The organism is Croceicoccus esteveae (assembly GCF_031846435.1).
Classification (GTDB): Bacteria; Pseudomonadota; Alphaproteobacteria; order Sphingomonadales; family Sphingomonadaceae; genus Croceicoccus; species Croceicoccus esteveae.
This window is the reverse complement of record NZ_JAVRHS010000001.1, coordinates 422817-442605: the sequence shown is the minus strand read 5'-3', so window position 1 is coordinate 442605 and position 19789 is coordinate 422817. Positions and strand designations below refer to the sequence as shown.

The following is a 19789-nucleotide window of genomic DNA, read 5'->3' as shown; positions in this document are numbered from 1 at the left end:
GCAGAATATGGCGGCGCAATCCTTCTGGAATGCCGCGCCCGCTGGACCTCGACCTGAGCGCGACTTAAGGACCGGTCGGCGGCAGGCCACGCTTCCTGTCTGCCGATGGAGTTTGTCCGATGATTGCACCGCTGCAGCATGTCCTGCGCCTTTCCTGCCCTGATCGTGCGGGCATCGTGGCCAAGGTGGCGGGGTGCCTTCATGACCACGGGTGCAACATTGTCGATGCGCAGCAGTTCGACGACCGCGCAACGGATCGCTTCTTTGCACGCATCCAGTTTGAACAGTTTGGCGCGCCGGATGCTGCAGACGCACTGCGCTACCGGTTTGGCGCCATTGCGGACGAGTTCGGCATGGAGTGGCGTCTGCGGGACCGGACCGTTGCACCACGTGTCCTGCTGCTGGTGTCCCGATTTGACCATTGCCTTGCCGACCTGCTGTTTCGCTGGCGTAGCGGCGAGCTGTTCATGCAGCCCGTCGGCATCATCTCCAACCACCCGGCTGCCGCGCTTGAACGCGCGAATATCGGCGAGGTGCCGTTCCATCACCTGCCGGTCGACAGCGCGAACAAGGCACAGCAGGAAGCGCAGATCCGGGCCATAATGGCGCAGACCGGCACGGAGCTTGTCGTGCTGGCGCGATATATGCAGATCCTGTCCGATGAAATGACCTCTGATCTGGCGGGGCGCTGCATCAACATCCATCACAGCTTCCTGCCCGGGTTCAAGGGCGCCAGACCTTACCATCAGGCGCACGCACGCGGCGTCAAGATCATTGGCGCGACCGCACATTACGTCACCAGCGACCTCGATGAAGGACCGATCATCGAGCAGGATGTCGAGCGGATCAGTCATCGCGACCGGCCTGAGGAACTTATCCGCAAGGGACGCGACATCGAACGCCGCGTGCTGGCGCGCGCAGTGCACTACCATCTTGACGACCGGGTGATCATCAACGGCGCGACCACGGTCGTCTTTCCCGAATAGCCCTTGCTGACACCGCCGAAGATCATTTTTCCCTCGCGCGCCACAAGCTTCGTGATACCTTCATCCGCAACGACGGTGGGAAGTGGTTTTCACCGCATGAGGAGGCACGCGACCGATGCGCTCCGATCCCGGCCCGGGATGCTATATCCAGGCGGGTCGGGCCGGTGCATTCGGGCGCAGGAATCGCCTGCCGCAAAAGAGGGAAGACGGGATGCAGGTATACAAGGCTCCGCTGCGCGACATGCGCTTTGCGCTGCACGAATTGTTTGCTGATGACGGTTATGGCAATCTTGCCGCCTTTGATGAGTTCACGCCCGATCTCCTTGACGCAGTTCTGGAAGAGGCCGCGAAGATGGCGCAGGACTTGCTCCTGCCGCTCAACATCAGCGGGGATGTCGAAGGATGCCAGTTCGATAATGGCGTCGTACGAACGCCAGCCGGTTTCAAGCATGCCTATGAGCAGTTCTGCCAGGGCGGCTGGGCCGCGCTTGCCAATGATCCGCAATGGGGCGGCCAGGGGCTGCCCGAAACGCTGAACAAGCTGGTGGAGGAGATGCTGTGCTCGGCCAATCTGTCCTTCAGCGCTTATCCGGGGCTTACCCATGGCGCGACGCTTGCGCTCGAGACGCATGGTTCGGACGAACTCAAGGCCAAATATCTGCCTAATCTGATAAGTGGAAAATGGGGCGGCACCATGTGCCTTACCGAACCGCATGCCGGCAGCGATCTTGGTATTCTGCGCACACAGGCCAAGGCGGACAGTGACGGCACCTATCGCGTCTCCGGCACCAAGATCTTTATTTCCGCAGGCGATCAGGACCTGACCGAAAACATCATCCACCTGGTTCTTGCACGACTGCCCGATGCTCCGCCCGGCGTGAAAGGGATCAGCATGTTCCTTGTCCCCAAATATCTTGTGGACGAGGAAAACCGCATCGGTGCCCGCAATGGCGCCTTTGCCATGCGCCTTGAGCACAAGATGGGCATGCGCGGCGCGGCGACCTGCGAGATGCGCTTCGACGATGCCAGGGGCTGGCTCGTCGGGGAAGCGCACCGCGGATTGTTCGCAATGTTCACGATGATGAACCAGGAACGGTTGTCGGTCGGCATTCAGGGTCTTGGCATCATCGAGGCCGCCTATCAATCTGCCACGGCTTACGCAAAGGAGCGACTGCAGGGGCGCTCGCTTTCCGGGACACCTCAGCCAGGACAGCCAGCTGAACCGATTATCGTACATCCCGACGTCCGCCGGATGCTGATGACGATGCGCGTCTATGCCGAAGGGTGTCGGGCACTGGGCGTGTGGACTGCGCGTGCGCTCGACGCGTCGGAACACAGCACCGACCCGGAGGTGAAGGAACGCGCAACCGATTTCATGGCGCTGATGACGCCGATCGTGAAGGCGCTGTTCACCGATCTGGGGTCAGAAGCGGCCAGCCTTGCGATCCAGACGTATGGCGGACACGGTTACATCGTCGATTCGGGTGTCGAGCAATTTGCGCGCGATGTGCGCATCACCCAGATTTACGAAGGCACGAACGGCATCCAGGCGCTTGACCTTGTCGGGCGCAAGCTGCCGGCGAACGGCGGCCGCAATCTGCGCCCGCTGTTTCATGCGATTTCCTGTCTGCTGGAAGATCTGTCGCAGGAAACAGAGCCGCAGATTGGCTCGATGCGCGACAGCCTGTCAGAAGCGTTTCAAGCATTACGGACCGCGACTGACGAGGTCATGCGCGCAGGCGCACAGGACCCCGAAGAAGCGGCAGCGGCGGCAAGCGATTACCTGCGCATGGCAGGGCTGGTCGCGCTAGGGTTCTGTTTCCTCAAATCGGCCGCTATCGCCCATAAGAGGATCGCCAGCGGCACTGATGAAGCGGATTTCTACAAAGCGAAGATCATCAGCGCGCGTTTCTTTAACGATCGCATCCTGCCGCAAGTGTTTGCCAATCTGCGCGCGATCAAAGGTGGCAAGCAATCGACCATGGCACTGGATGCTGCAGCGTTCTGAACGCTTTCATCCTGTTCCCTCCAGCCTTGCGAGCACCGCTGCCCTGACCAATCCATCAGGGCAGCGAGGTCGTGCAACCGTTAGCTGTTGATGCCGACCGCGTCGCCAGCGGCCAGATAGCCGAACGTCATTGCCGGACCCAGCGTGGAACCGGCGCCGGGATAGCTATACCCCATGACCGACGCGGCTAGATTGCCAATCGCGTACAATCCGCCGATCCTGCTGCCGTCGTCCCGCATGACTCGGCCACGATCGTCGGTGACAAGGCCTCCACTGGTGCCGATGTCACCCAGATGGAGCGGAATGGCGTAAAACGGGCCCTCTGCGACCGATCCGAGCGTGGCGTTGGGTGTTACGCGTGGATCCCCATACAACCTGTCGTAAGCGGCGTTGCCCCTGCCAAAGTCATCGTCCTTGCCGGCTTCCGCCATGGTGTTGAAGCGATCCACGGTCGCTTCGAAGACATCGACCGGAACCTGCATCATTTCGGCCAGTTCCCGCGTCGAATCGGCCTTCAGCAGCACCTGCTTGATCGTGCCGGTAAGCAGGGCATCGGGCATACCGGGGATGATCGGCCCTGCCGGATAGCGGTCGCGATAACGCGAATCGAACACAAACCAGCTTGGATCGCGCTTTGGCAGATCGGGATTGCGCACGCTTTCCAGCATCACTTCGCCAAAGCGATGATAGGCAAGCGCCTCATTGACGTAACGCCGTCCTGACTGGTCCACCACGATCGAATAGGGCAACGCCCGTTCCGTCGTCGAAAGGCGCGAACGGTCCTCTCCGGGGATGCGGAAGGTGGGCGCCCACCACGCGGCATCGAGATTGCGGGTCGCCGCGCCCAGTTCGCGTGCCGCGACCAGCGCGTCGCCCGTATTGTTTTCCTGCGACCCGCTGGCATGGGCAAGGTCGAGCGAACCGTGCAGATTGTCACGGCGCAGGTCCGGATTGCGTTCGAAACCACCGGCGGCAAGGATCACGCCCTTGGTGGCACCGATCCGCATTTCCCGGCCCTCATGCATGACGACCGCGCCTGCCACCTCTCCGCCATGATCAATCAGCGACACCAGCGGCGTTTCAAGCCAGACCGGCACCTTGTGTTTGTCAAGTGCCTTGCGCAGCGAGCCCAGCAGCTTGGTGCCGAGCGTCAGCCGGCGGTCGCGCGGGCTTTTCAGCCGGTGCGGAAAATCCAGCCAGTAGCCGAGCATGACCTTGCCCATCTGCTTCATCCACCCCTTGGGCCGGAACAGCGCCAGATAGGTTTCATCGAGTTTCCAGTTGATCCGCCCCCACAGCGAAGCTGCCGGAGAAGCGCTCTGCATGGTGGCAAAGGAGGCATCTTCCATGTCGCTGGCGTGCATGGAATCGCCGATGAGATGCGTGCGAAAGCCTTCTCTGGCGCCAGCCGTTTCGGGGTAATAGTCGGGGTACGGCAGCGCCTGATAACCGGTATGCGCCACGCGTTCCACCCAATCGAGCATCACATGCGCGTTGTCTACATAAGCGCGGATCTGGCTGTCTGGCACGTTGTCGGAAGTAAGCGCCCGGATGTAGCCAAATGCATCGTCCAGATCGTCTGGCTGTCCCGCAGCGGCGGCAAGGCTGCTGCCGGGTATCCAGATACCGCCACCCGAAGTCGCCGAGGTGCCGCCCCACAGCGATCCTTTTTCAATGACGAGGACATCGGCGCCGCCTTCTGCGGCCCGCAGCGCGGCAACCAGTCCGCCCGCGCCCGAGCCGACAATCAGAACATCGACGCTCCTGTCAAAATTCATCGCCGCATCCTTCTTCCATTGCCGAAATTCGAAACACCCGGCATGCCTAGCAACGCATTCCTGGGCGCGCTAGGGTATTGTGGCGCGTACCCGGCATGATCGAAGGGAGAGAAGAAATGGAAGAACGTCTTTTCGACGACGGCTGCGTCATGGTCATTGGCGGAAGCGGCGGCATCGGCAGCGGCGTGGCGCAGGAATTTGCGCACGCAGGAACAGATGTCGCCATATGTTATCACTCACGCAAAGAGGCTGCCGAGGATGCCGCCGCGCTGGTCGAGGCTGCGGGGCGGCAGGCTTCAGTCCACAAGGTTGATGTCCAGGACGCCGCCAGCGTCGCTGCCGCGCTCGATGACGCCTGTGCCACCCATCGTCGCGTTCATTCGCTGGTATGGGGCGCAGGTCCGCTAGTCGATCAGGTCCTGCTGTCCGAAACCAGCGCCGAACAGTTTCGCCGCGCGATGGAGGTCGAGGTGTTCGGCTTTTTCAATGCCATGAAGGCCGTGCTGCCGCTCATGCGCGATGCAGGAGGCGGGTCCATCGTCCATCTGGGTTCGGCGGGCGATAGCTGGTGGCCGCCACGCGACGGTCTTTCCGTCGCACCCAAGGCCACCAACGAAGCGCTGATACGCGGGATCGCGCGCGAGGAAGGTCGTCACGAGATCCGCGCAAATTCCGTGCTGGTAGGAGTGATCGAGGCCGGGATGTTCCTTGAACTCACGCGCAAGGGCGTCTTTACCGAGGAATGGGTGACAGAAGTGCAGAAGAACCTGGGCCTCAAGCGCTGGGGCAAGCCTGCGGATATCGGCGCTGCGGCCACCTTCCTGTGTTCGCGCAAGGCCAATTACATCACCGGCCAGCAAATCAGCGTGTCGGGCGGATACGGCGTCTGAAGCATGGCGCAACCCTGCTGCTCCTCCCCCGATGATGCAGCCGGATCACTCCGGCAGCATCCCGTCGGGGACGTTGTGGGACCAGCTCATCCTTTCGCGCCTGTGGCTGATACGCCAGCCCTTGGGAGAGCGCACGACCGTGTCTTCGTACCACAGGCCGATAAAGAAGATCCGCCCGCGGTTTTCACCCGACGCTTCGCCTTCCATGATCATGGGATTGAACAGGATGGTGCGGGCGTGCGCTTCATCGCCGTTGATCTTGATGTCGGTCGTGCTGACCATGTGCTGAAAGCCCGTAAAGCTTTTCATTGCACCAGCGAGGAAGCGCTTGGTGGTGGCGACATCGCCTCTGGAGCCGCCGGCTTCGGAATAGTCGATGATGGCATCGGGCGTAAATACATCGTCCAGCGCGTCCCAGTTGCGGTCATCGATAGCATAGGAATAGCTGGTCATCAGATCCTGGATCTCGGCACGATCCGACAATTGCTGCAAGCTCAACATCATACATCCCCTCAAAATGTTCTGTAAGGATTCGCAATGGAAAAACTGATTTATGCACTTTGGGCGCGAAACGGCAACCGCGAGACGCTCAATCAGGCATTGCTTGGCCCTGTTTCGGACGCGCTCGGCCAACATGCAAGGGTCCTGCGCATAAACGTGCAGGACGAAGAGGTGGCCAGCGGCAACAGCCCGCGCTCTGCCGTGACCCAGCCGCAGATGGATGCCTTTGTTCAGCTTTGGGTAGACAGTGTTTATGGCGCTGCACCGCAGATCGAGAAAGTGCTTGGCAAGCTGTGTGACAGGATTGAAGGATGGCTGGTGACAGAAGCCACGATCATTCCCAACTCCGCGCATCGGGCCGAGCCGGGCGGCAGGACGCCGGGTTTCTCGCAAATGGTCATGCTGACCAGACCGGAGGAGCTCAGCCATGACGAGTGGCGCCGCAACTGGCAGAATGACCACACCCGCGTGGGCATAGAGACACAGAGCAATTTCGAATACATCCAGAACCTGGTGGCAAGACCGCTGACGAATGGCGACAGCAAGGTGCTTGCCATCGTCGAGGAGTGCTTCCCGATCGAGGCATTGAACGATCCGGCAGTGTTCTACGATGCGGTGGGTGACAGTGCCAAGCAAGCGCGCAACGTCGAGACGATGATGGCAAGCTGCGCGCGCTTTATCCCTCAAACTGGCTGCGACTGCATTCCGACCAGCCAATACGACCTCATCAGCCTCACATGATTGAAATAAACGATCAGTGTGCACTTATATGCATGTGAAACCGGATCAGTGTGAGGCCGTTCAACAAGCACATTTTGGTACGGGACAGGAGAAACAACATGGGTGACAATGCCGAAAAGGCGCTGGTCGACGGTCTGAACGGACTGCTTGCCGATCACCTGGCACTTTACATGAAGACGAAGAATTTTCATTGGCACGTCAAAGGCCCGCGCTTTCGCGATCTGCATCTCCTGTTTGACGAGCAGGCGCAGCAGATCCTTGCGCTGGTCGATGTCATTGCCGAGCGCGTGCGCAAGAACGGCGCTGCCACGCTCACGTCCATCGGTGCGGTGGCGGCAAAGACCTGCATTGCCGACGATGACGATCCTGCGCTTGACCCAGGCAGCATGATCGGCCGGTTGCGGGACGACAATGCAGGCCTGGTTCGCACGCTCAAGACGGTAAAGGCGCTGGCCGGCGAAGCGGGTGACAATGCGACTGACGGGCTGATCGACGATTGGACCGATCAGGCAGAAGAGCGTGTCTGGTTCCTGACGGCACTGCTCGCAGACGTTTGAGAGCAGCGGGTGCGGCATGTGTATGCCGCACCCTGCATCGCAATCGGCATGTCGCACCTTGCGGTCTGCACAAACAGCATGCGCCTAGTGCTCGCCAAAGCGGGCAGCGGCGGCTAAGGGCGCATCATGTCAGTCGATGGCCTTCGCGTCGCCTTGTTCAGCGGCAATTACAATTATGTCCGCGATGGGGCCAATCAGGCGTTGAACCGGCTGGTTGGTTATCTGATGCGGCAAGGTATGGGTGTGCGCACCTATTCCCCTGTCGTGGACCAGCCGGCCTTTGCACCAACAGGCCCGCTGGTTGGCGTTCCCGCTGTGCCTATTCCGGGACGCAGCGAATATCGAATGCCGGTTGCACTGGCCTTTGCGGCACGACGCGATCTTGGGCGATTTGCTCCGCATATCGTGCATGTGTCGAGCCCGGACCTTCTTGGCCATCGGGCGGTCACCTGGGCACGGCAGCGCGGCATTCCGGTGCTCGCCTCGGTGCATACGCGGTTCGAAACCTATCCGCGATATTATGGCATGCAGATGCTGGAGCCACTGATGCTGCGTGGATTGCGCCGGTTCTATAACCGCTGCGATGCTCTGGTTGCGCCATCGCCGTCAATGGTGTCGCTGCTCCAGGAGCAGGGCATGAACGAGGATGTGTCGCTCTGGACCCGCGGCGTTGATCACACGATCTTCAATGCAGACAGGCGCGATTTGGCCTGGCGCCGGTCCATGGGCATTGCAGACAATGAACGGGTGGTGGGCTTTCTTGGCCGTCTGGTCATGGAAAAGGGGCTGGACGTTTTTGCTGCCAGCGTCGCGCAACTGCTCGAGCGTGGCGTCGCCCATCGGGTGATGGTCATTGGCGAGGGACCCGGCCGCGACTGGTTTGCAGCACATGTTCCCGAGGCGATTTTCACAGGCCATCAAACCGGTGCCGAGCTTGGCCGGGCGGTAGCCTCCATGGATGTGTTCTTCAACCCTTCGGTCACCGAAACCTTTGGCAACGTCACGTTGGAAGCAATGGCCTGCGCAGTGCCGGTCGTCGCTGCGGCAGCTACAGGCAGCAGCAATCTGGTCAAACACCAGGTGACCGGCATGCTGGTGGCGCCCCAGAACTGCGCCGGCTTCGTCGAGGCGCTGAGCGGCTATCTGCTGGACCCTGCCCTTGCCCGCCGCCATGGCACTGCAGGAGAACGGCTGGCTTCCGATTATGATTGGGACAGTGTCAACAGCGCTGTCACCGGTGCCTATGCGCGACTGCTTCGCGAGCGGCAAGACTGACCATCTGCAATGCGCATGCCTGGGCCAAGCAGCGGGCCGGACTCGCAAAAGCCGGCATGATCCCTAAACTGCTGCCATCATGACCGACCTGTTTGCCGACGACGCACCGATGCACCCTCAGCCTGTCTCCGACAGTGCCGACGCGCCGCTTGCCGACCGCCTGCGCCCCGAGCAGCTTTCCCAGATTGTTGGACAGGACCATCTGGTAGGCTCGTCTGGCCCGATCGGCCGCATGGTGGCAGCAGGGCGCCTCACCTCCATGATCCTGTGGGGGCCACCCGGCACCGGCAAGACCAGCATCGCCCGCTTGCTGGCTGCTGCGGTGCAGATGCGGTTCGTAGCGATCAGTGCGGTCTTTTCCGGTGTTGCCGATCTCAAGAAGGCCTTTGCCGATGCGGAACGTGCGCAGGCGGCAGGACAGCGCACCTTGCTGTTCGTTGACGAAATCCACCGCTTCAACCGCGCCCAACAGGATGGCTTTCTGCCGTTTGTCGAACGCGGCACAGTAACGCTGGTCGGCGCGACGACTGAAAATCCCAGCTTTGCACTCAATGCCGCCCTGTTGTCGCGGGCACAGGTGCTGATCCTGAAGCGGCTGGACGATGCAGATCTTGCGCATCTTGCAACACGGGCAGAGCAGGTTACAGGCAGGCCGCTGCCGCTGGATCAGGACGCCCGTGCCGCGCTGATCGCCTCTGCCGATGGTGATGGCAGGTTTTTTCTCAACCAGATCGAGACCCTGTATGCTGCAGATCTGGATGCGCCGCTCGATCCGGCTGCGTTGGGCAGGTTCCTGCAGCGGCGCGTCGCAGTTTACGACAAGGATCGCGACGGACATTACAACCTTATTTCGGCTCTGACGAAATCCTTGCGCGGGTCCGATCCGCAGGCGTCGCTCTACTATCTTGCGCGTATGCTGACCGCAGGAGAAGAGCCGCTGTTCGTGCTGCGCAGGCTTGTTCGTTTTGCATCGGAAGACATCGGTCTTGCCGATCCGCAGGCGCTGGTGCAATGCCTCGCGGCAAGACAAGCCTATGATTTTCTTGGCAGTCCCGAAGGCGAACTCGCCATTGTGCAGGCATGCCTTTACTGTGCCACGGCGCCAAAATCGAATGCAGCCTACATGGCGCAGAGCCATGCCTGGCGCAGTGCCAGGCAGACAGGCTCGCTTGCGCCGCCGGCCCACATCCTCAACGCAGCCACAAGGCTGATGAAGGAAGCTGGTTACGGCGCGGGCTACGCCTACGATCATGACACTGCCGACGGTTTTTCGGGCGCGGATTACTGGCCGCAGGAGATGGAGCCGCAGCAGTTCTACCGCCCGGTCGCGCGCGGTTTCGAGCGGCAGGTGAAAGAGCGCATGGACTGGTGGAACCGCAGACGTTCGACAGCCGAGGGCGCATGACAGCTGCGCGCTTCGGACAGTTCATCGCGATTGACTGGTCTGGCGCGCGCGGTGAACGGCACAAGGGCATCGCAATTGCGTCATGCCGGCTGGACGGCGGCGCCCCCGTTCTGCTGAAGCGAGAGAGTGGATGGTCGCGTGCCGATGTCCTCGCGATGCTGCGCTCCGATCTTGCCGACGACACGCTGGTGGGGCTTGACCTTGGCATTGCATTGCCGTTCGTCGATGCAGGCGCTTATTTCCCCGGATGGCCGGACAGCCCACCCGATTGCCGCAGATTGTGGGCATTGGTGGATGATCTATGCGCAGGCGATCTCCATCTTGGCGCTGATGGCGTGGTCGATCACCCTGCACTCAGCGCCTATTTTCGCCGGCATGGTGGCCGCGAAGGCAACCGGTTCCACCTGGCGGGAGCACACCATCTGCGCGGACGCCTGCGCCTCACCGAGCTTTGGCAGGAAAGGCAGGGGTGCAAGCCTTACTCCAACTTCAACCTTGTGGGCGCTGCACAGGTCGGCAAGGCCAGCCTGACGGGCATGCGCGTCCTGCACCGACTGCAAGGATGTGCAGCGGTATGGCCCGTCGACCCGTTGCCATCATCAGGACCAGTGATCACCGAGATCTACACAGCGCTGGCTGCCATTGCTGCCGGCCGCACCGCCGCGCGCAGCAAGATTACCGACGGCGACATGCTGGACCATGCACTGGCAACGCTGGGCAGCAGGCAGATCGGGCAGCGAGGCGCGATCGACGACCACAGCGCAGATGCCCTCATTACCGCTGCATGGCTGCGCACGGTGGCACATGACGAGACGCTGTGGCATCCGCCTGCGCTCACGGAAAAAATTGCCGCAACAGAGGGCTGGACCTTTGGCGTGCGCTGACGCAAAGGAGCAGCGGACGCCGGCTTAGCTCAGTTGGTAGAGCACCTGATTTGTAATCAGGGGGCCACGGGTTCGAATCCTGTAGCCGGCACCATATGTTTCGGGATGCAAATGGGTTCAGGGCTGCTGCCCGGCGTGGCGAACGGTCGCTGATGTTGCACGCACCCCCGCTTGCCTTTGACCAGCTTTACATGCAGACCTTCTGGCTTTGGCGGCAAGGGACTGCCGACGGCGGAGCTCTGCCGCAAGCATGGGTTAAGCCCGGTGACGTACAGGCTGAAGGTGAAAAACGGCGGCATGGAAGTGTGTGCTTTGCACGTCTTCAATTTCCGAGGTCCAGCGTCTGCTGTTGCTGCAAACATTTGGCATGTTTTCTTAACGTATCTGCTGCAAATCCCAAGTTCTCGTGCAAATATAACCCCATGCTCCCGATTAGGAACATCCAATCATCCGACGTAGCATTCGCATGACCGAATGCTTCCACACCTTTCATGCCCGGTCCAAGCGAGGTCCATGCAAGATACCCTCCTGACTTATTCTCCCAGTTTCTTGAATTTATGTGACATGCCGCATTACGTGCTTCTATAATCAGCGATGTCAGGTCTCCCTCTTTTCCAACTGTTTGGATGAATAGACCTTTTTCATTTACTCTTTTACCCAGCTTATTCAAAAGCTGCAGTCCGTTGCCTAGATGAATGACGGCTAATGTCAAGAGTGCAGGAATCTTGATAGATGGGCGTGAATATCTCCTGCGAATTGTGTTCATCTCTTTGATTATCTGTTCAACAGCTTCATCTGCACATTTAGAGCTAAGGAACAGATAATCGGATTTATTCACAACTAAACCTTTTTATACATTGATTAAAGATCATTCTGAAGCGTATAATAACATTGATCTTATTGCGCAGATGCTTAAAAAGAAAAACGAAAATATGTTCGACAGGTGTATCAGCGTAATTTACTCGCTCGATGCTGAATCACATCAACATGCAAAACACTAGGAGTCTTGCGGATGTCCAGCTTGCGCCAAAGATCAATGCTCTTGAAACCGAACAAACCAAGTAGGCCATTTGCCTGCCGTTGCACCCTGCCTTATTGCCACACGCGTGCGCCGGCGTTAGCGATGGCGTGAATTATAGCCGCAGCGAAAGAACTCCTCTGGTCATGACCAATCGTTTCGAAGGCACCAGCAATTATGTCGCCACTGACGATCTGAAAGTGGCGGTGAATGCAGCCGTGACCCTGCGCCGGCCGCTGCTGGTGAAGGGGGAGCCTGGCACAGGCAAGACCGTGCTGGCGCATGAAATTTCCAAGGCGACCGGCGCGCCGCTTATCGAATGGAACGTCAAATCCACGACCAAGGCGCAGCAGGGATTGTACGAATATGACGCGGTTGCCCGCCTGCGTGACGGGCAGCTTGGCGACGAACGCGTGCATGACATTTCCAACTACATCCGCCGGGGCAAATTGTGGGAGGCGTTCACCGCGCCCGAACTGCCCGTGCTGCTGATCGACGAAATCGACAAGGCCGACATCGAATTTCCCAACGATCTGTTGCAGGAACTCGACCGGATGAGCTTCGACGTTTACGAAACGGGGGAGCGGGTGACGGCGGCCGAGCGGCCCATTGTCGTCATCACCTCCAACAATGAAAAGGAACTGCCCGACGCGTTCCTGCGCCGGTGTTTCTTCCATTACATCAAGTTTCCCGACCGCGACACGATGGAAGCGATCATCAAAGTGCATTTTCCCGGCATCCAGAAACGCCTCGTCGCCAAGGCGATGGAGATGTTCTACACCATCCGCGATGTGCCGGGATTGAAGAAGAAACCGAGCACGTCCGAGCTGCTCGACTGGCTGAAGCTGCTCTTGGCAGAGGACATGCCGCTCGAGGTATTGCAGGACCGCGACCCGACCAAGGCCATCCCGCCGCTGCATGGCGCGCTGCTCAAGAATGAGCAGGACGTCATGATGTTCGAACGGCTCGCCTTCATGGCGCGACGGGAACGCTGAGCGGCCGTCATGCTGCTCGACTTTCTAGATGAACTGCGGGCGGCGGGTATTCCGGCCAGCCTGAAGGAGCATCTGGTCCTGCTGGAAGCGCTGGACCGGGAGGTGATCGCCCATACGCCCGAGGCGTTCTACTATCTGTCGCGCGCCACTTTCGTGAAGGATGAAACCCTGCTCGACCGGTTCGATCAGGTGTTCCAGAAAGTGTTCCGGGGCGTCTTTGCCGAAGATGATCAGCAGCCGGTCGCAATTCCCGAAGACTGGCTGAAGGCGGTGGCGGAAAAATACCTCGATCCCGAGGAGATGGAAAAGATCAAGGCGCTCGGCAGCTGGGACGAGATCATGGATACGCTGAAGAAGCGGCTGGAGGAGCAGGAGGGCCGGCACCAGGGCGGCAACAAATGGATCGGCACTGGCGGCACCTCCCCCTTCGGCAATTCAGGTTACAACCCCGAAGGCGTGCGGATCGGCGGGGAAAGTCGGCACAAGCGCGCCATCAAGGTGTGGGAAAAGCGCGAATTTGCCGATCTGGATGCGGGCCGTGATCTTGGCACGCGCAACATCAAGATGGCGCTGCGCCGTCTGCGCCGCTTCGCACGCGAAGGCGCAGCCGACGAGCTTGACCTCGACGCGACGATCGCCGGCACCGCGCGGCAGGGCTGGCTCGACATAAAGATGCGGCCTGAACGGCACAATGCGGTCAAGCTGCTGCTGTTTCTGGACGTTGGCGGATCGATGGACCCGCATATCAAAGCTGTGGAGGAATTGTTCAGCGCCGCCAACGCCGAGTTCAAGAACCTTGAGTTCTTTTATTTCCACAACTGCCTGTATGAAGGCGTATGGCAGGAAAACCGCCGCCGCTGGGCCGAACGCACGCCGACATGGGACGTGCTGCACCGCTATGGTCATGATTACAAGATCGTGTTCGTCGGTGACGCGGCGATGAGCCCTTACGAGATCGCGCATCCGGGCGGTTCAGTGGAACACATGAACGAGGAGGCGGGCGGCGTCTGGCTGAACCGGGTGGTGAGCACCTATCCCGCCGCCGTGTGGCTCAACCCCGAACCGCAGCGCGTGTGGGATTACTCCCAATCCAACCGCATGATCCGCTCGATCTTCAATGACCGGATGTATCCGCTGACCTTGAACGGGCTGGAGGAGGCGATGCGCGAGTTGAGCCGCAAGCATGGCTGACCCGCGTGAGGTTCAGCGATAAAGCAGCAGCGGTTCCGTCTCCTCGCGCCACGCCTGTTCATCGGCACACGCGAGCGTGTCCAGATTGTCCGGACCGGCGGCGGCATCATCGACCCAGTCGCGCAGGGCCGGCCCGCCATTGATGACATCGATCGCCAGCCGGTCGAATTCATACTCATAGGCAAAGTCGCGCCAGATCGGGTAGTCGGGATGCAGCGCAAGGATCGCCTTCAGCGCCAGCGCCTGCAACCGCCAGGGCCGAAACGCGGCATGGTCGTAGAACGACGCCTCCGCGTGGATCATCAGCCCGTTGCACAATTGCCCGGCGTGCTTGTGGAACGTCGGTTCGATCCAGCATTCGCGCAAGGCACAGCCCTGCATCCAATGCGGCGCGATCGTCTGCATCGCATCAAGCACCGCCCGCGCATCGATATCAGGCGCGGCGAACAGCAGTTCGAGCGGACGAGTGGTTCCCCTGCCTTCGCTCAGCGTCGTGCCTTCCAGCATCACGGTGCCGGCATAGGCGCGCGCCATGTTAATGTTGGCGGCATTGGGACTGGGGTTGATCCACACCCGGTCCTGCGGCCAGCCATAACCCGGCGCATCATCGGGCCGCCATCCGGTCATCTGGATCACACGATAGGCAACGTTCAGCCTGTATCTGGCGATGAACCAATGCCCCATTTCTCCCAACGTCAGGCCGTGCCGCATCGGCATCGGCCCTGCCCCGACGAAGCTTTCCTGCCCCGGCAGCAGCAGCGTGCCCTCGATCGGACGGCCGGCAGGATTGGGCCGGTCCAGCACCCACACTTCCTTGCCATGGTGCGCCGCTGCCTCCAGCAAGTAGAGCAGCGTCGTCACGAAAGTGTAAATGCGGCAGCCCAGATCCTGAAGATCAAACAGGAACACATCGGCGGTGTCCATCATCGCATCCGTTGGGCGGCGCACCTCGCCATAGAGGCTGAATATGGGGATCTGGTAAAGCGGGTCGAGCTCGTCGCAGGTCTCCACCATGTTGTCCTGCTTGTCGCCTTTCAATCCATGCTGCGGCCCAAAGGCGGAGGCAAGCTCGATCCCGTCGCATTGCGCCAGCGCATCGAGCGTGTGGGTCAGATCCCGCGTTACGGATGCGGGATGCGCGACAAGCGACACACGGCGTCCATGCAATGTGCGGCGCAGGTCGGGTTCGGCAAGCAGGCGGTCGATACCGGTGTTCATGGCTCACGCTGGTGGCAAGATCGTCGCGGCAAAGCAAGCGGGCGCGTGGAAATCGGGTGGCCCGGGCGGATGGGCAAGCGCCCAGTAATCGCGCCCGCCATCCGCCCGCTCCATCACCGCGCTGATGCCGACGGACAGCACGCCGTCGCCTGCAAAGGGTGCAACGTCTACCGAGACCCGGCACGTGAATGACCGGTCCGGATCGGGTGCATCGGCAATGATGACCGGCGGGACGGTTGGGGGCGGCGGCGTCACCGGCGTGCGGTAATCATCAAAGGCATAAAGCGCAAAATCGCCGTGGGGCGCGAAGTTCCATTCATGATATCCGCGCGCACCTGTCCGCACGAACAGTTCAAAACAGCTTGCCTGCCACAGACCATCGCGTCGTAGCGGTGTCGCCCCGCCACCGTTCCTGCCCCCGCCGCCGCCTTTGCTCATCGGCAGCACCAGCTCCCCGATCGCGCCCGCCACCGCGTATGTCAGTTGCCACCGGCCATCGTCGCCAAACCCCAGCCCCACGTCCACCCGGTAATCGCCCGATGCGTTTGCTGGATGCGGAACCAGCGGCATGAGCGCCGGAACATCGCTGCGCATCATCATCGTCTTGCCTCTACTCCTGACCTGCGCCGCATGGTAACGGCTCCTGCCAACGGCAATCGCGCCATGATTGCCCCAGACACAAACTTGCCGGACGGACCCATGACTTACACCTCCCGATTGATGCGCGTGCTGGACGAGCGCGGCTATATTCACCAGGCCACCAACGCCGAAGCACTCGATGCGCTTGCCGCCGAACGGATCGTGCCAGGTTATATCGGTTTTGATCCGACCGCACCATCGCTGCACGTGGGCAGCTTGGTGCAGATAATGATGCTACGCCGGTTGCAGCAAGCCGGACACAAACCCATCGTGGTGATGGGCGGCGGCACGGGCAAGGTCGGCGATCCAAGCTTCAAGGACGAAGCACGCTCGATGATGACGGATGACACCATTGCGGCAAATGTCGCTTCGATCCGGCGCGTCTTCGCCCGGTTGCTGACCTTCGGCGACGGACCGACCGATGCCGTCATGGTGGACAATGCCGAATGGCTGGACCGCCTGGAATATATCCCGTTCCTGCGCGACATCGGACAGCATTTTTCGGTCAACCGAATGCTCGGCTTTGATTCGGTCAAACTGCGGCTGGACCGCGAACAATCGCTGAGCTTCCTGGAATTCAACTACATGATCCTCCAGGCGTATGATTTTCGCGAATTATCACGCCGCTACGATTGCCGACTACAGATGGGCGGGTCCGATCAATGGGGCAACATCGTGAACGGCATCGAATTGACCCGACGTGTTGACGGGCGCGAGGTATTCGGCCTGACAACTCCCCTTCTTACCACTGCCGATGGCGCAAAGATGGGCAAGAGCATGAATGGCGCGGTCTGGCTGAACGAAGACATGCTGCCCGCTTATGATTTCTGGCAATATTGGCGCAATTGCGACGATCGCGACATTGGCCGGTTCCTGCGGCTGTTCACCGATCTGCCGCTTGAGGAAATTCGCACGCTGGAAACGCTGGACGGTGCGCGCATCAATGAAGCAAAGATCCGGCTTGCCAATGAAGTCACTGCGTTGTGCCGGGGTGCGGATGCAGCAGCAGCAGCCGAGGCGACCGCTCAGGCAACGTTCGCAGGCGGCGGGGTCGGCGCCGATCTGCCCGTGCTTGCCGTTTCAGAACAAGGGCTGTCGATCGTCGATGCGCTGCTGGGCATCGGCTTTGCGCAATCGAAAGGCGAGGCACGCCGGCTGATCGCAGGCGGCGGAGCACGGCTGGACGATCAACCTGTCACCGATGCAGCCATGCATATCTCTGCCCCTGGCAGCGACCTGCGCATCTCGGCAGGCAAAAAGCGGCACGGCATCTTGCGGGCGGAGTAGCCGACAGGGATAGTCTTGCATTTGGAGGCGTGGCAAAGCACAGGCGCGCTATGCCTGAAGATCTTTTGAACAATATTGCCCTGCTGATCGATGCCGACAACACCAGCCCTGCCGGTATCGATCCCGTCCTGACCGTACTGGCCGAACTGGGGCAAGTGAACATCCGGCGCGCCTATGGCAATTGGGCAAAGTCGAACCTGTCGCGATGGAGTGAGATCACCAACCAGTACGGCATCCGCCCCCAGCAGCAGTTCGATTTAACCAAGGGCAAGAACGCGACCGACATGGCGATGACCATCGATGCCATCGACCTTCTTTACCAAGGCAAGGTCGACGGCTTCGGGATCATGAGTTCGGACAGCGATTTCACCCCCCTTGCCACCCGGCTGCGGCAGGACGGGCTTATCGTCTATGGCTTCGGCAGTGCAGACCGGACATCGGACGCGTTCAAGACCGCCTGTACCCGCTTCATCGACATCGATGCGCTCATCGCCGGTGATGCCGAGGAAACCAGCGCCACGGGCAAGGCACAAGGGCGGCAAAAAGCACCATCGACACCGGCAATCAGTGACGACCTCGTCGATCTTCTGGGCAAGTCATGGAAGGCGGCACGGCGTGACGATGATGGCTATGCAAATCTCAGCGAAGTAGGCCAGATCGCCGGCAACCGGTCCAGCTTCGACGTGCGCAATCATGGCTTCAAAAGACTGATCGACCTCATCCGCGCAATCGACCGGTTCGACGTCGTGATGCGCAGCGGACAGCCGTTCGTCAAACGCCTGCGATAAAGAGCTTCGGAACTGCGATGCAAAAAGGCGGCCCGTGAAGAGCCGCCTTTTCGATCCGCATATTTCTCGTCAGCTGGTCGCCTTTGAATCAAGATACGCCATCCACGCGCGTGCAAGATTGGAACGATTGCCAGTCTTGATCTGGGCAAAGGTGTCCTTTGCTTCTGTCACCATGCCTTGGTCGGCAAGCGCGATACCCAGACCCGTCAAAGCCCGGTCGCGATCCACTCCGCCCTTTTCAATCGCAAGACGGTAAAGCTCGGCAGCTTCCTGTGACTTGTCATAGCCCAGATAGATATCGGCGATACCAAGTGCTTCGCTGCCGGAAGACTGGCTGCGCGCAGCAACCGCGTCTGTTGCCAGTTCCTTGAGCACCGGGTCACGCCGGGTATTTGCCTGCTGCAATGCGTCGGCAATGGAAGCGTCGTTGCGATCAAGCATTCCGGATGACACACCGCTGTTGATGACCGTCTGAACCTCGGCCGGGCGCCTTCTTGCATCGGCCTGGTAGACATACGCCATGTATTGCTGACGGTCGGACAAGGCATTATCGCGCTGCATCAGGCGCAGCAAGTCAAGTTCTTCCTCGTCGGTGAACTGCGAGAGCGATGCCACCACCCGGTAAGCCTGCGTGCGCTGTTCGGCAGAAGCCGGGCTTTCCAGCACCTTCATCGCCCAGTCGTAAGCCTGATCATTAAGGCCGTTGTTGGCTGCAATGCCAAGCCCCCGGAACGTCCATGCGGCCGGAACCTCGCCGCCTGCTGCCTTGCGAGCTTCGATCGCCTTTTCAAGCTGTTGCAGGCCCTGTGCATATTGGCCATTGGCGAAATAGGTTTCGGAAAGCAGTTGCTGCACATCGTTCTGGTTGTATCCGGCATCGATAGCCTTCTGGAGACCAGCCTGCGCACCGGCATAGTCGCGCGCATCATAGGCAAGCGCACCGGAATAATACTGGAACTGTGCCACGCTTTCCGGCGCAACCTTCTGGCTGGCCAGCATTGCGTCGATGCCACGCTTCTGCAACGCAGGATCCGACATCATCTGACCGGTGCTCAGCGCCATCTGACCGGCAAAATAGCGATCATCGGCACTGGTGGCGGCCTGCATGGCACTGTCCAGCTTGCTACGCATACCGCCCATCGCCTGGTCGATCTCGTTGCGCGCTGCGGTGAGCTGGGCTTCTGCCTGGCTGCGCGCTGCATCGTCCCGTGCCTGTGTCACGGCGTTGCGCGCCTGCTTTGCCCGCTCGACAGCGGCAGTGACGGTCGGATTGGCTTCTGCTTCCTTCACCGCCTGCTGCAGTGCCACCGCAGTATCGCGGAATCCCTTCGAGATCTTCACTTCCTGCGCAATGACAGGTGACGCGCCGATGCCGGCAACGCCTGCCGTGAGCGCCAGCGCCAGCGCGAGCCGTGAAATCGATCTGTTCATAAACATTCCTCCACCTGCGGGTATAATCCCGATAACCGCTCCGTCCCGCCCTGCCATGAGACACAGTCAGGATGACGGCGTTTTGCAACCAACCCGAACCCGATGCCGTCGTTCCCACGAAAAGACAACCGTGTCGGACGCTTGAATAGCTGCACGAAACTACCGGCGGCCGGCTGAACATGCTTTGAATGAAAATG

At 60.4% G+C, this 19789-nt stretch carries 18 protein-coding genes and 1 tRNA gene; 13 read left to right on the top strand and 6 right to left on the bottom strand.

Going from position 1 to position 19789, the window contains the following annotated elements; genetic code table 11:
• Window positions 1-119 precede the first annotated feature (119 nt).
• Window positions 120-986 (top strand): formyltetrahydrofolate deformylase, encoded by an 867-nt coding sequence (gene purU / locus RM533_RS02120; RefSeq protein WP_311339530.1) that lies wholly within the window; start codon window positions 120-122, stop codon window positions 984-986.
• Window positions 987-1197: 211 nt separating this feature from the next.
• On the top strand, window positions 1198-2994 hold the full coding sequence (locus RM533_RS02115) for an acyl-CoA dehydrogenase C-terminal domain-containing protein (RefSeq protein WP_311339529.1): 1797 nt from the start codon (window positions 1198-1200) through the stop codon (window positions 2992-2994).
• 80 nt (window positions 2995-3074) lie between these two features.
• On the opposite strand, the gene RM533_RS02110 is transcribed toward RM533_RS02115, so the two are convergent.
• Window positions 3075-4772 (bottom strand): FAD-dependent oxidoreductase, encoded by a 1698-nt coding sequence (locus RM533_RS02110; RefSeq protein ID WP_311339528.1) that lies wholly within the window; start codon window positions 4770-4772, stop codon window positions 3075-3077.
• A gap of 116 nt (window positions 4773-4888) precedes the next feature.
• Between RM533_RS02110 and RM533_RS02105 the strand changes: the two genes are divergently transcribed.
• Entirely contained in the window at window positions 4889-5662 is a 774-nt protein-coding gene (locus tag RM533_RS02105) for an SDR family NAD(P)-dependent oxidoreductase (protein WP_311339527.1), read from the top strand.
• Window positions 5663-5707: 45 nt separating this feature from the next.
• Here RM533_RS02105 and RM533_RS02100 read toward each other — a convergent pair whose 3' ends face one another.
• A complete protein-coding gene (locus tag RM533_RS02100; protein WP_311339526.1) occupies window positions 5708-6166 on the bottom strand; it encodes a nuclear transport factor 2 family protein in 459 nt (152 codons plus the stop codon).
• A gap of 33 nt (window positions 6167-6199) precedes the next feature.
• Between RM533_RS02100 and RM533_RS02095 the strand changes: the two genes are divergently transcribed.
• From RM533_RS02095 to RM533_RS02070, 6 genes are all read left to right on the top strand, one after another.
• The gene (locus RM533_RS02095) at window positions 6200-6904 is read left to right on the top strand and encodes an EthD domain-containing protein (protein ID WP_311339525.1); all 705 of its coding nucleotides are present in this window, start codon (window positions 6200-6202) and stop codon (window positions 6902-6904) included.
• A gap of 98 nt (window positions 6905-7002) precedes the next feature.
• Window positions 7003-7461 carry a Dps family protein gene (locus RM533_RS02090; protein ID WP_311339524.1) on the top strand — a complete coding sequence of 153 codons (459 nt, stop codon included), beginning with the start codon at window positions 7003-7005 and terminating at the stop codon, window positions 7459-7461.
• 126 nt (window positions 7462-7587) lie between these two features.
• The gene (locus RM533_RS02085) at window positions 7588-8736 is read left to right on the top strand and encodes a glycosyltransferase family 4 protein (protein ID WP_311339523.1); all 1149 of its coding nucleotides are present in this window, start codon (window positions 7588-7590) and stop codon (window positions 8734-8736) included.
• Window positions 8737-8815: 79 nt separating this feature from the next.
• On the top strand, window positions 8816-10141 hold the full coding sequence (locus tag RM533_RS02080) for a replication-associated recombination protein A (RefSeq protein ID WP_311339522.1): 1326 nt from the start codon (window positions 8816-8818) through the stop codon (window positions 10139-10141).
• Window positions 10138-11025, top strand: a complete 888-nt coding sequence (locus RM533_RS02075) for a hypothetical protein (protein WP_311339521.1) — start codon at window positions 10138-10140, stop codon at window positions 11023-11025. The genes RM533_RS02080 and RM533_RS02075 overlap by 4 nt, the downstream gene beginning before the upstream one ends.
• Window positions 11026-11043: 18 nt before the next feature.
• A tRNA-Thr gene (locus RM533_RS02070) sits at window positions 11044-11119 on the top strand.
• A 228-nt stretch (window positions 11120-11347) separates the two neighbouring features.
• Here the strand turns inward: RM533_RS02070 and RM533_RS02065 are convergent.
• Window positions 11348-11863 (bottom strand): hypothetical protein, encoded by a 516-nt coding sequence (locus RM533_RS02065; protein ID WP_311339713.1) that lies wholly within the window; start codon window positions 11861-11863, stop codon window positions 11348-11350.
• Window positions 11864-12189: 326 nt separating this feature from the next.
• Here RM533_RS02065 and RM533_RS02060 point away from each other — a divergent pair, with 326 nt between their 5' ends.
• Window positions 12190-13038 carry an AAA family ATPase gene (locus RM533_RS02060; protein ID WP_311339696.1) on the top strand — a complete coding sequence of 283 codons (849 nt, stop codon included), beginning with the start codon at window positions 12190-12192 and terminating at the stop codon, window positions 13036-13038.
• A gap of 9 nt (window positions 13039-13047) precedes the next feature.
• Window positions 13048-14229: a vWA domain-containing protein gene (locus tag RM533_RS02055; RefSeq protein WP_311339520.1), complete on the top strand. Its 1182-nt coding sequence runs from the start codon at window positions 13048-13050 to the stop codon at window positions 14227-14229.
• Between the two features lie 12 nt (window positions 14230-14241).
• Here the strand turns inward: RM533_RS02055 and RM533_RS02050 are convergent, their stop codons facing one another.
• Both RM533_RS02050 and RM533_RS02045 read right to left on the bottom strand, forming a co-directional pair.
• Entirely contained in the window at window positions 14242-15447 is a 1206-nt protein-coding gene (locus RM533_RS02050; protein WP_311339519.1) for an exo-beta-N-acetylmuramidase NamZ family protein, read from the bottom strand.
• Between the two features lie 3 nt (window positions 15448-15450).
• Window positions 15451-16047 carry a DOMON-like domain-containing protein gene (locus tag RM533_RS02045; RefSeq protein WP_311339518.1) on the bottom strand — a complete coding sequence of 199 codons (597 nt, stop codon included), beginning with the start codon at window positions 16045-16047 and terminating at the stop codon, window positions 15451-15453.
• Between the two features lie 99 nt (window positions 16048-16146).
• Between RM533_RS02045 and tyrS the strand changes: the two genes are divergently transcribed.
• Together tyrS and RM533_RS02035 are read left to right on the top strand one after the other, a co-directional pair.
• Complete coding sequence (gene tyrS / locus RM533_RS02040) at window positions 16147-17373, top strand: tyrosine--tRNA ligase (protein ID WP_311339517.1); 1227 nt, start codon at window positions 16147-16149, stop codon at window positions 17371-17373.
• 50 nt (window positions 17374-17423) lie between these two features.
• Window positions 17424-18161: an NYN domain-containing protein gene (locus RM533_RS02035; RefSeq protein WP_311339516.1), complete on the top strand. Its 738-nt coding sequence runs from the start codon at window positions 17424-17426 to the stop codon at window positions 18159-18161.
• Between the two features lie 69 nt (window positions 18162-18230).
• Here the strand turns inward: RM533_RS02035 and RM533_RS02030 are convergent, their stop codons facing one another.
• The gene (locus RM533_RS02030; protein ID WP_311339515.1) at window positions 18231-19592 is read right to left on the bottom strand and encodes a tetratricopeptide repeat protein; all 1362 of its coding nucleotides are present in this window, start codon (window positions 19590-19592) and stop codon (window positions 18231-18233) included.
• Window positions 19593-19789 lie beyond the last annotated feature (197 nt).

Excerpts from the sequence above, each read along its gene's own strand:
- purU (WP_311339530.1), top strand. The coding sequence starts at position 120 with ATGATTGCACCGCTGCAGCATGTCCTGCGCCTTTCCTGCCCTGATCGT.
- RM533_RS02115 (WP_311339529.1), top strand. The coding sequence starts at position 1,198 with ATGCAGGTATACAAGGCTCCGCTGCGCGACATGCGCTTTGCGCTGCAC.
- RM533_RS02110 (WP_311339528.1), bottom strand. The coding sequence starts at position 4,772 with ATGAATTTTGACAGGAGCGTCGATGTTCTGATTGTCGGCTCGGGCGCG.
- RM533_RS02105 (WP_311339527.1), top strand. The coding sequence starts at position 4,889 with ATGGAAGAACGTCTTTTCGACGACGGCTGCGTCATGGTCATTGGCGGA.
- RM533_RS02100 (WP_311339526.1), bottom strand. The coding sequence starts at position 6,166 with ATGATGTTGAGCTTGCAGCAATTGTCGGATCGTGCCGAGATCCAGGAT.
- RM533_RS02095 (WP_311339525.1), top strand. The coding sequence starts at position 6,200 with ATGGAAAAACTGATTTATGCACTTTGGGCGCGAAACGGCAACCGCGAG.
- RM533_RS02090 (WP_311339524.1), top strand. The coding sequence starts at position 7,003 with ATGGGTGACAATGCCGAAAAGGCGCTGGTCGACGGTCTGAACGGACTG.
- RM533_RS02085 (WP_311339523.1), top strand. The coding sequence starts at position 7,588 with ATGTCAGTCGATGGCCTTCGCGTCGCCTTGTTCAGCGGCAATTACAAT.
- RM533_RS02080 (WP_311339522.1), top strand. The coding sequence starts at position 8,816 with ATGACCGACCTGTTTGCCGACGACGCACCGATGCACCCTCAGCCTGTC.
- RM533_RS02075 (WP_311339521.1), top strand. The coding sequence starts at position 10,138 with ATGACAGCTGCGCGCTTCGGACAGTTCATCGCGATTGACTGGTCTGGC.
- RM533_RS02060 (WP_311339696.1), top strand. The coding sequence starts at position 12,190 with ATGACCAATCGTTTCGAAGGCACCAGCAATTATGTCGCCACTGACGAT.
- RM533_RS02055 (WP_311339520.1), top strand. The coding sequence starts at position 13,048 with ATGCTGCTCGACTTTCTAGATGAACTGCGGGCGGCGGGTATTCCGGCC.
- RM533_RS02050 (WP_311339519.1), bottom strand. The coding sequence starts at position 15,447 with ATGAACACCGGTATCGACCGCCTGCTTGCCGAACCCGACCTGCGCCGC.
- RM533_RS02045 (WP_311339518.1), bottom strand. The coding sequence starts at position 16,047 with ATGATGATGCGCAGCGATGTTCCGGCGCTCATGCCGCTGGTTCCGCAT.
- tyrS (WP_311339517.1), top strand. The coding sequence starts at position 16,147 with ATGACTTACACCTCCCGATTGATGCGCGTGCTGGACGAGCGCGGCTAT.
- RM533_RS02035 (WP_311339516.1), top strand. The coding sequence starts at position 17,424 with ATGCCTGAAGATCTTTTGAACAATATTGCCCTGCTGATCGATGCCGAC.
- RM533_RS02030 (WP_311339515.1), bottom strand. The coding sequence starts at position 19,592 with ATGAACAGATCGATTTCACGGCTCGCGCTGGCGCTGGCGCTCACGGCA.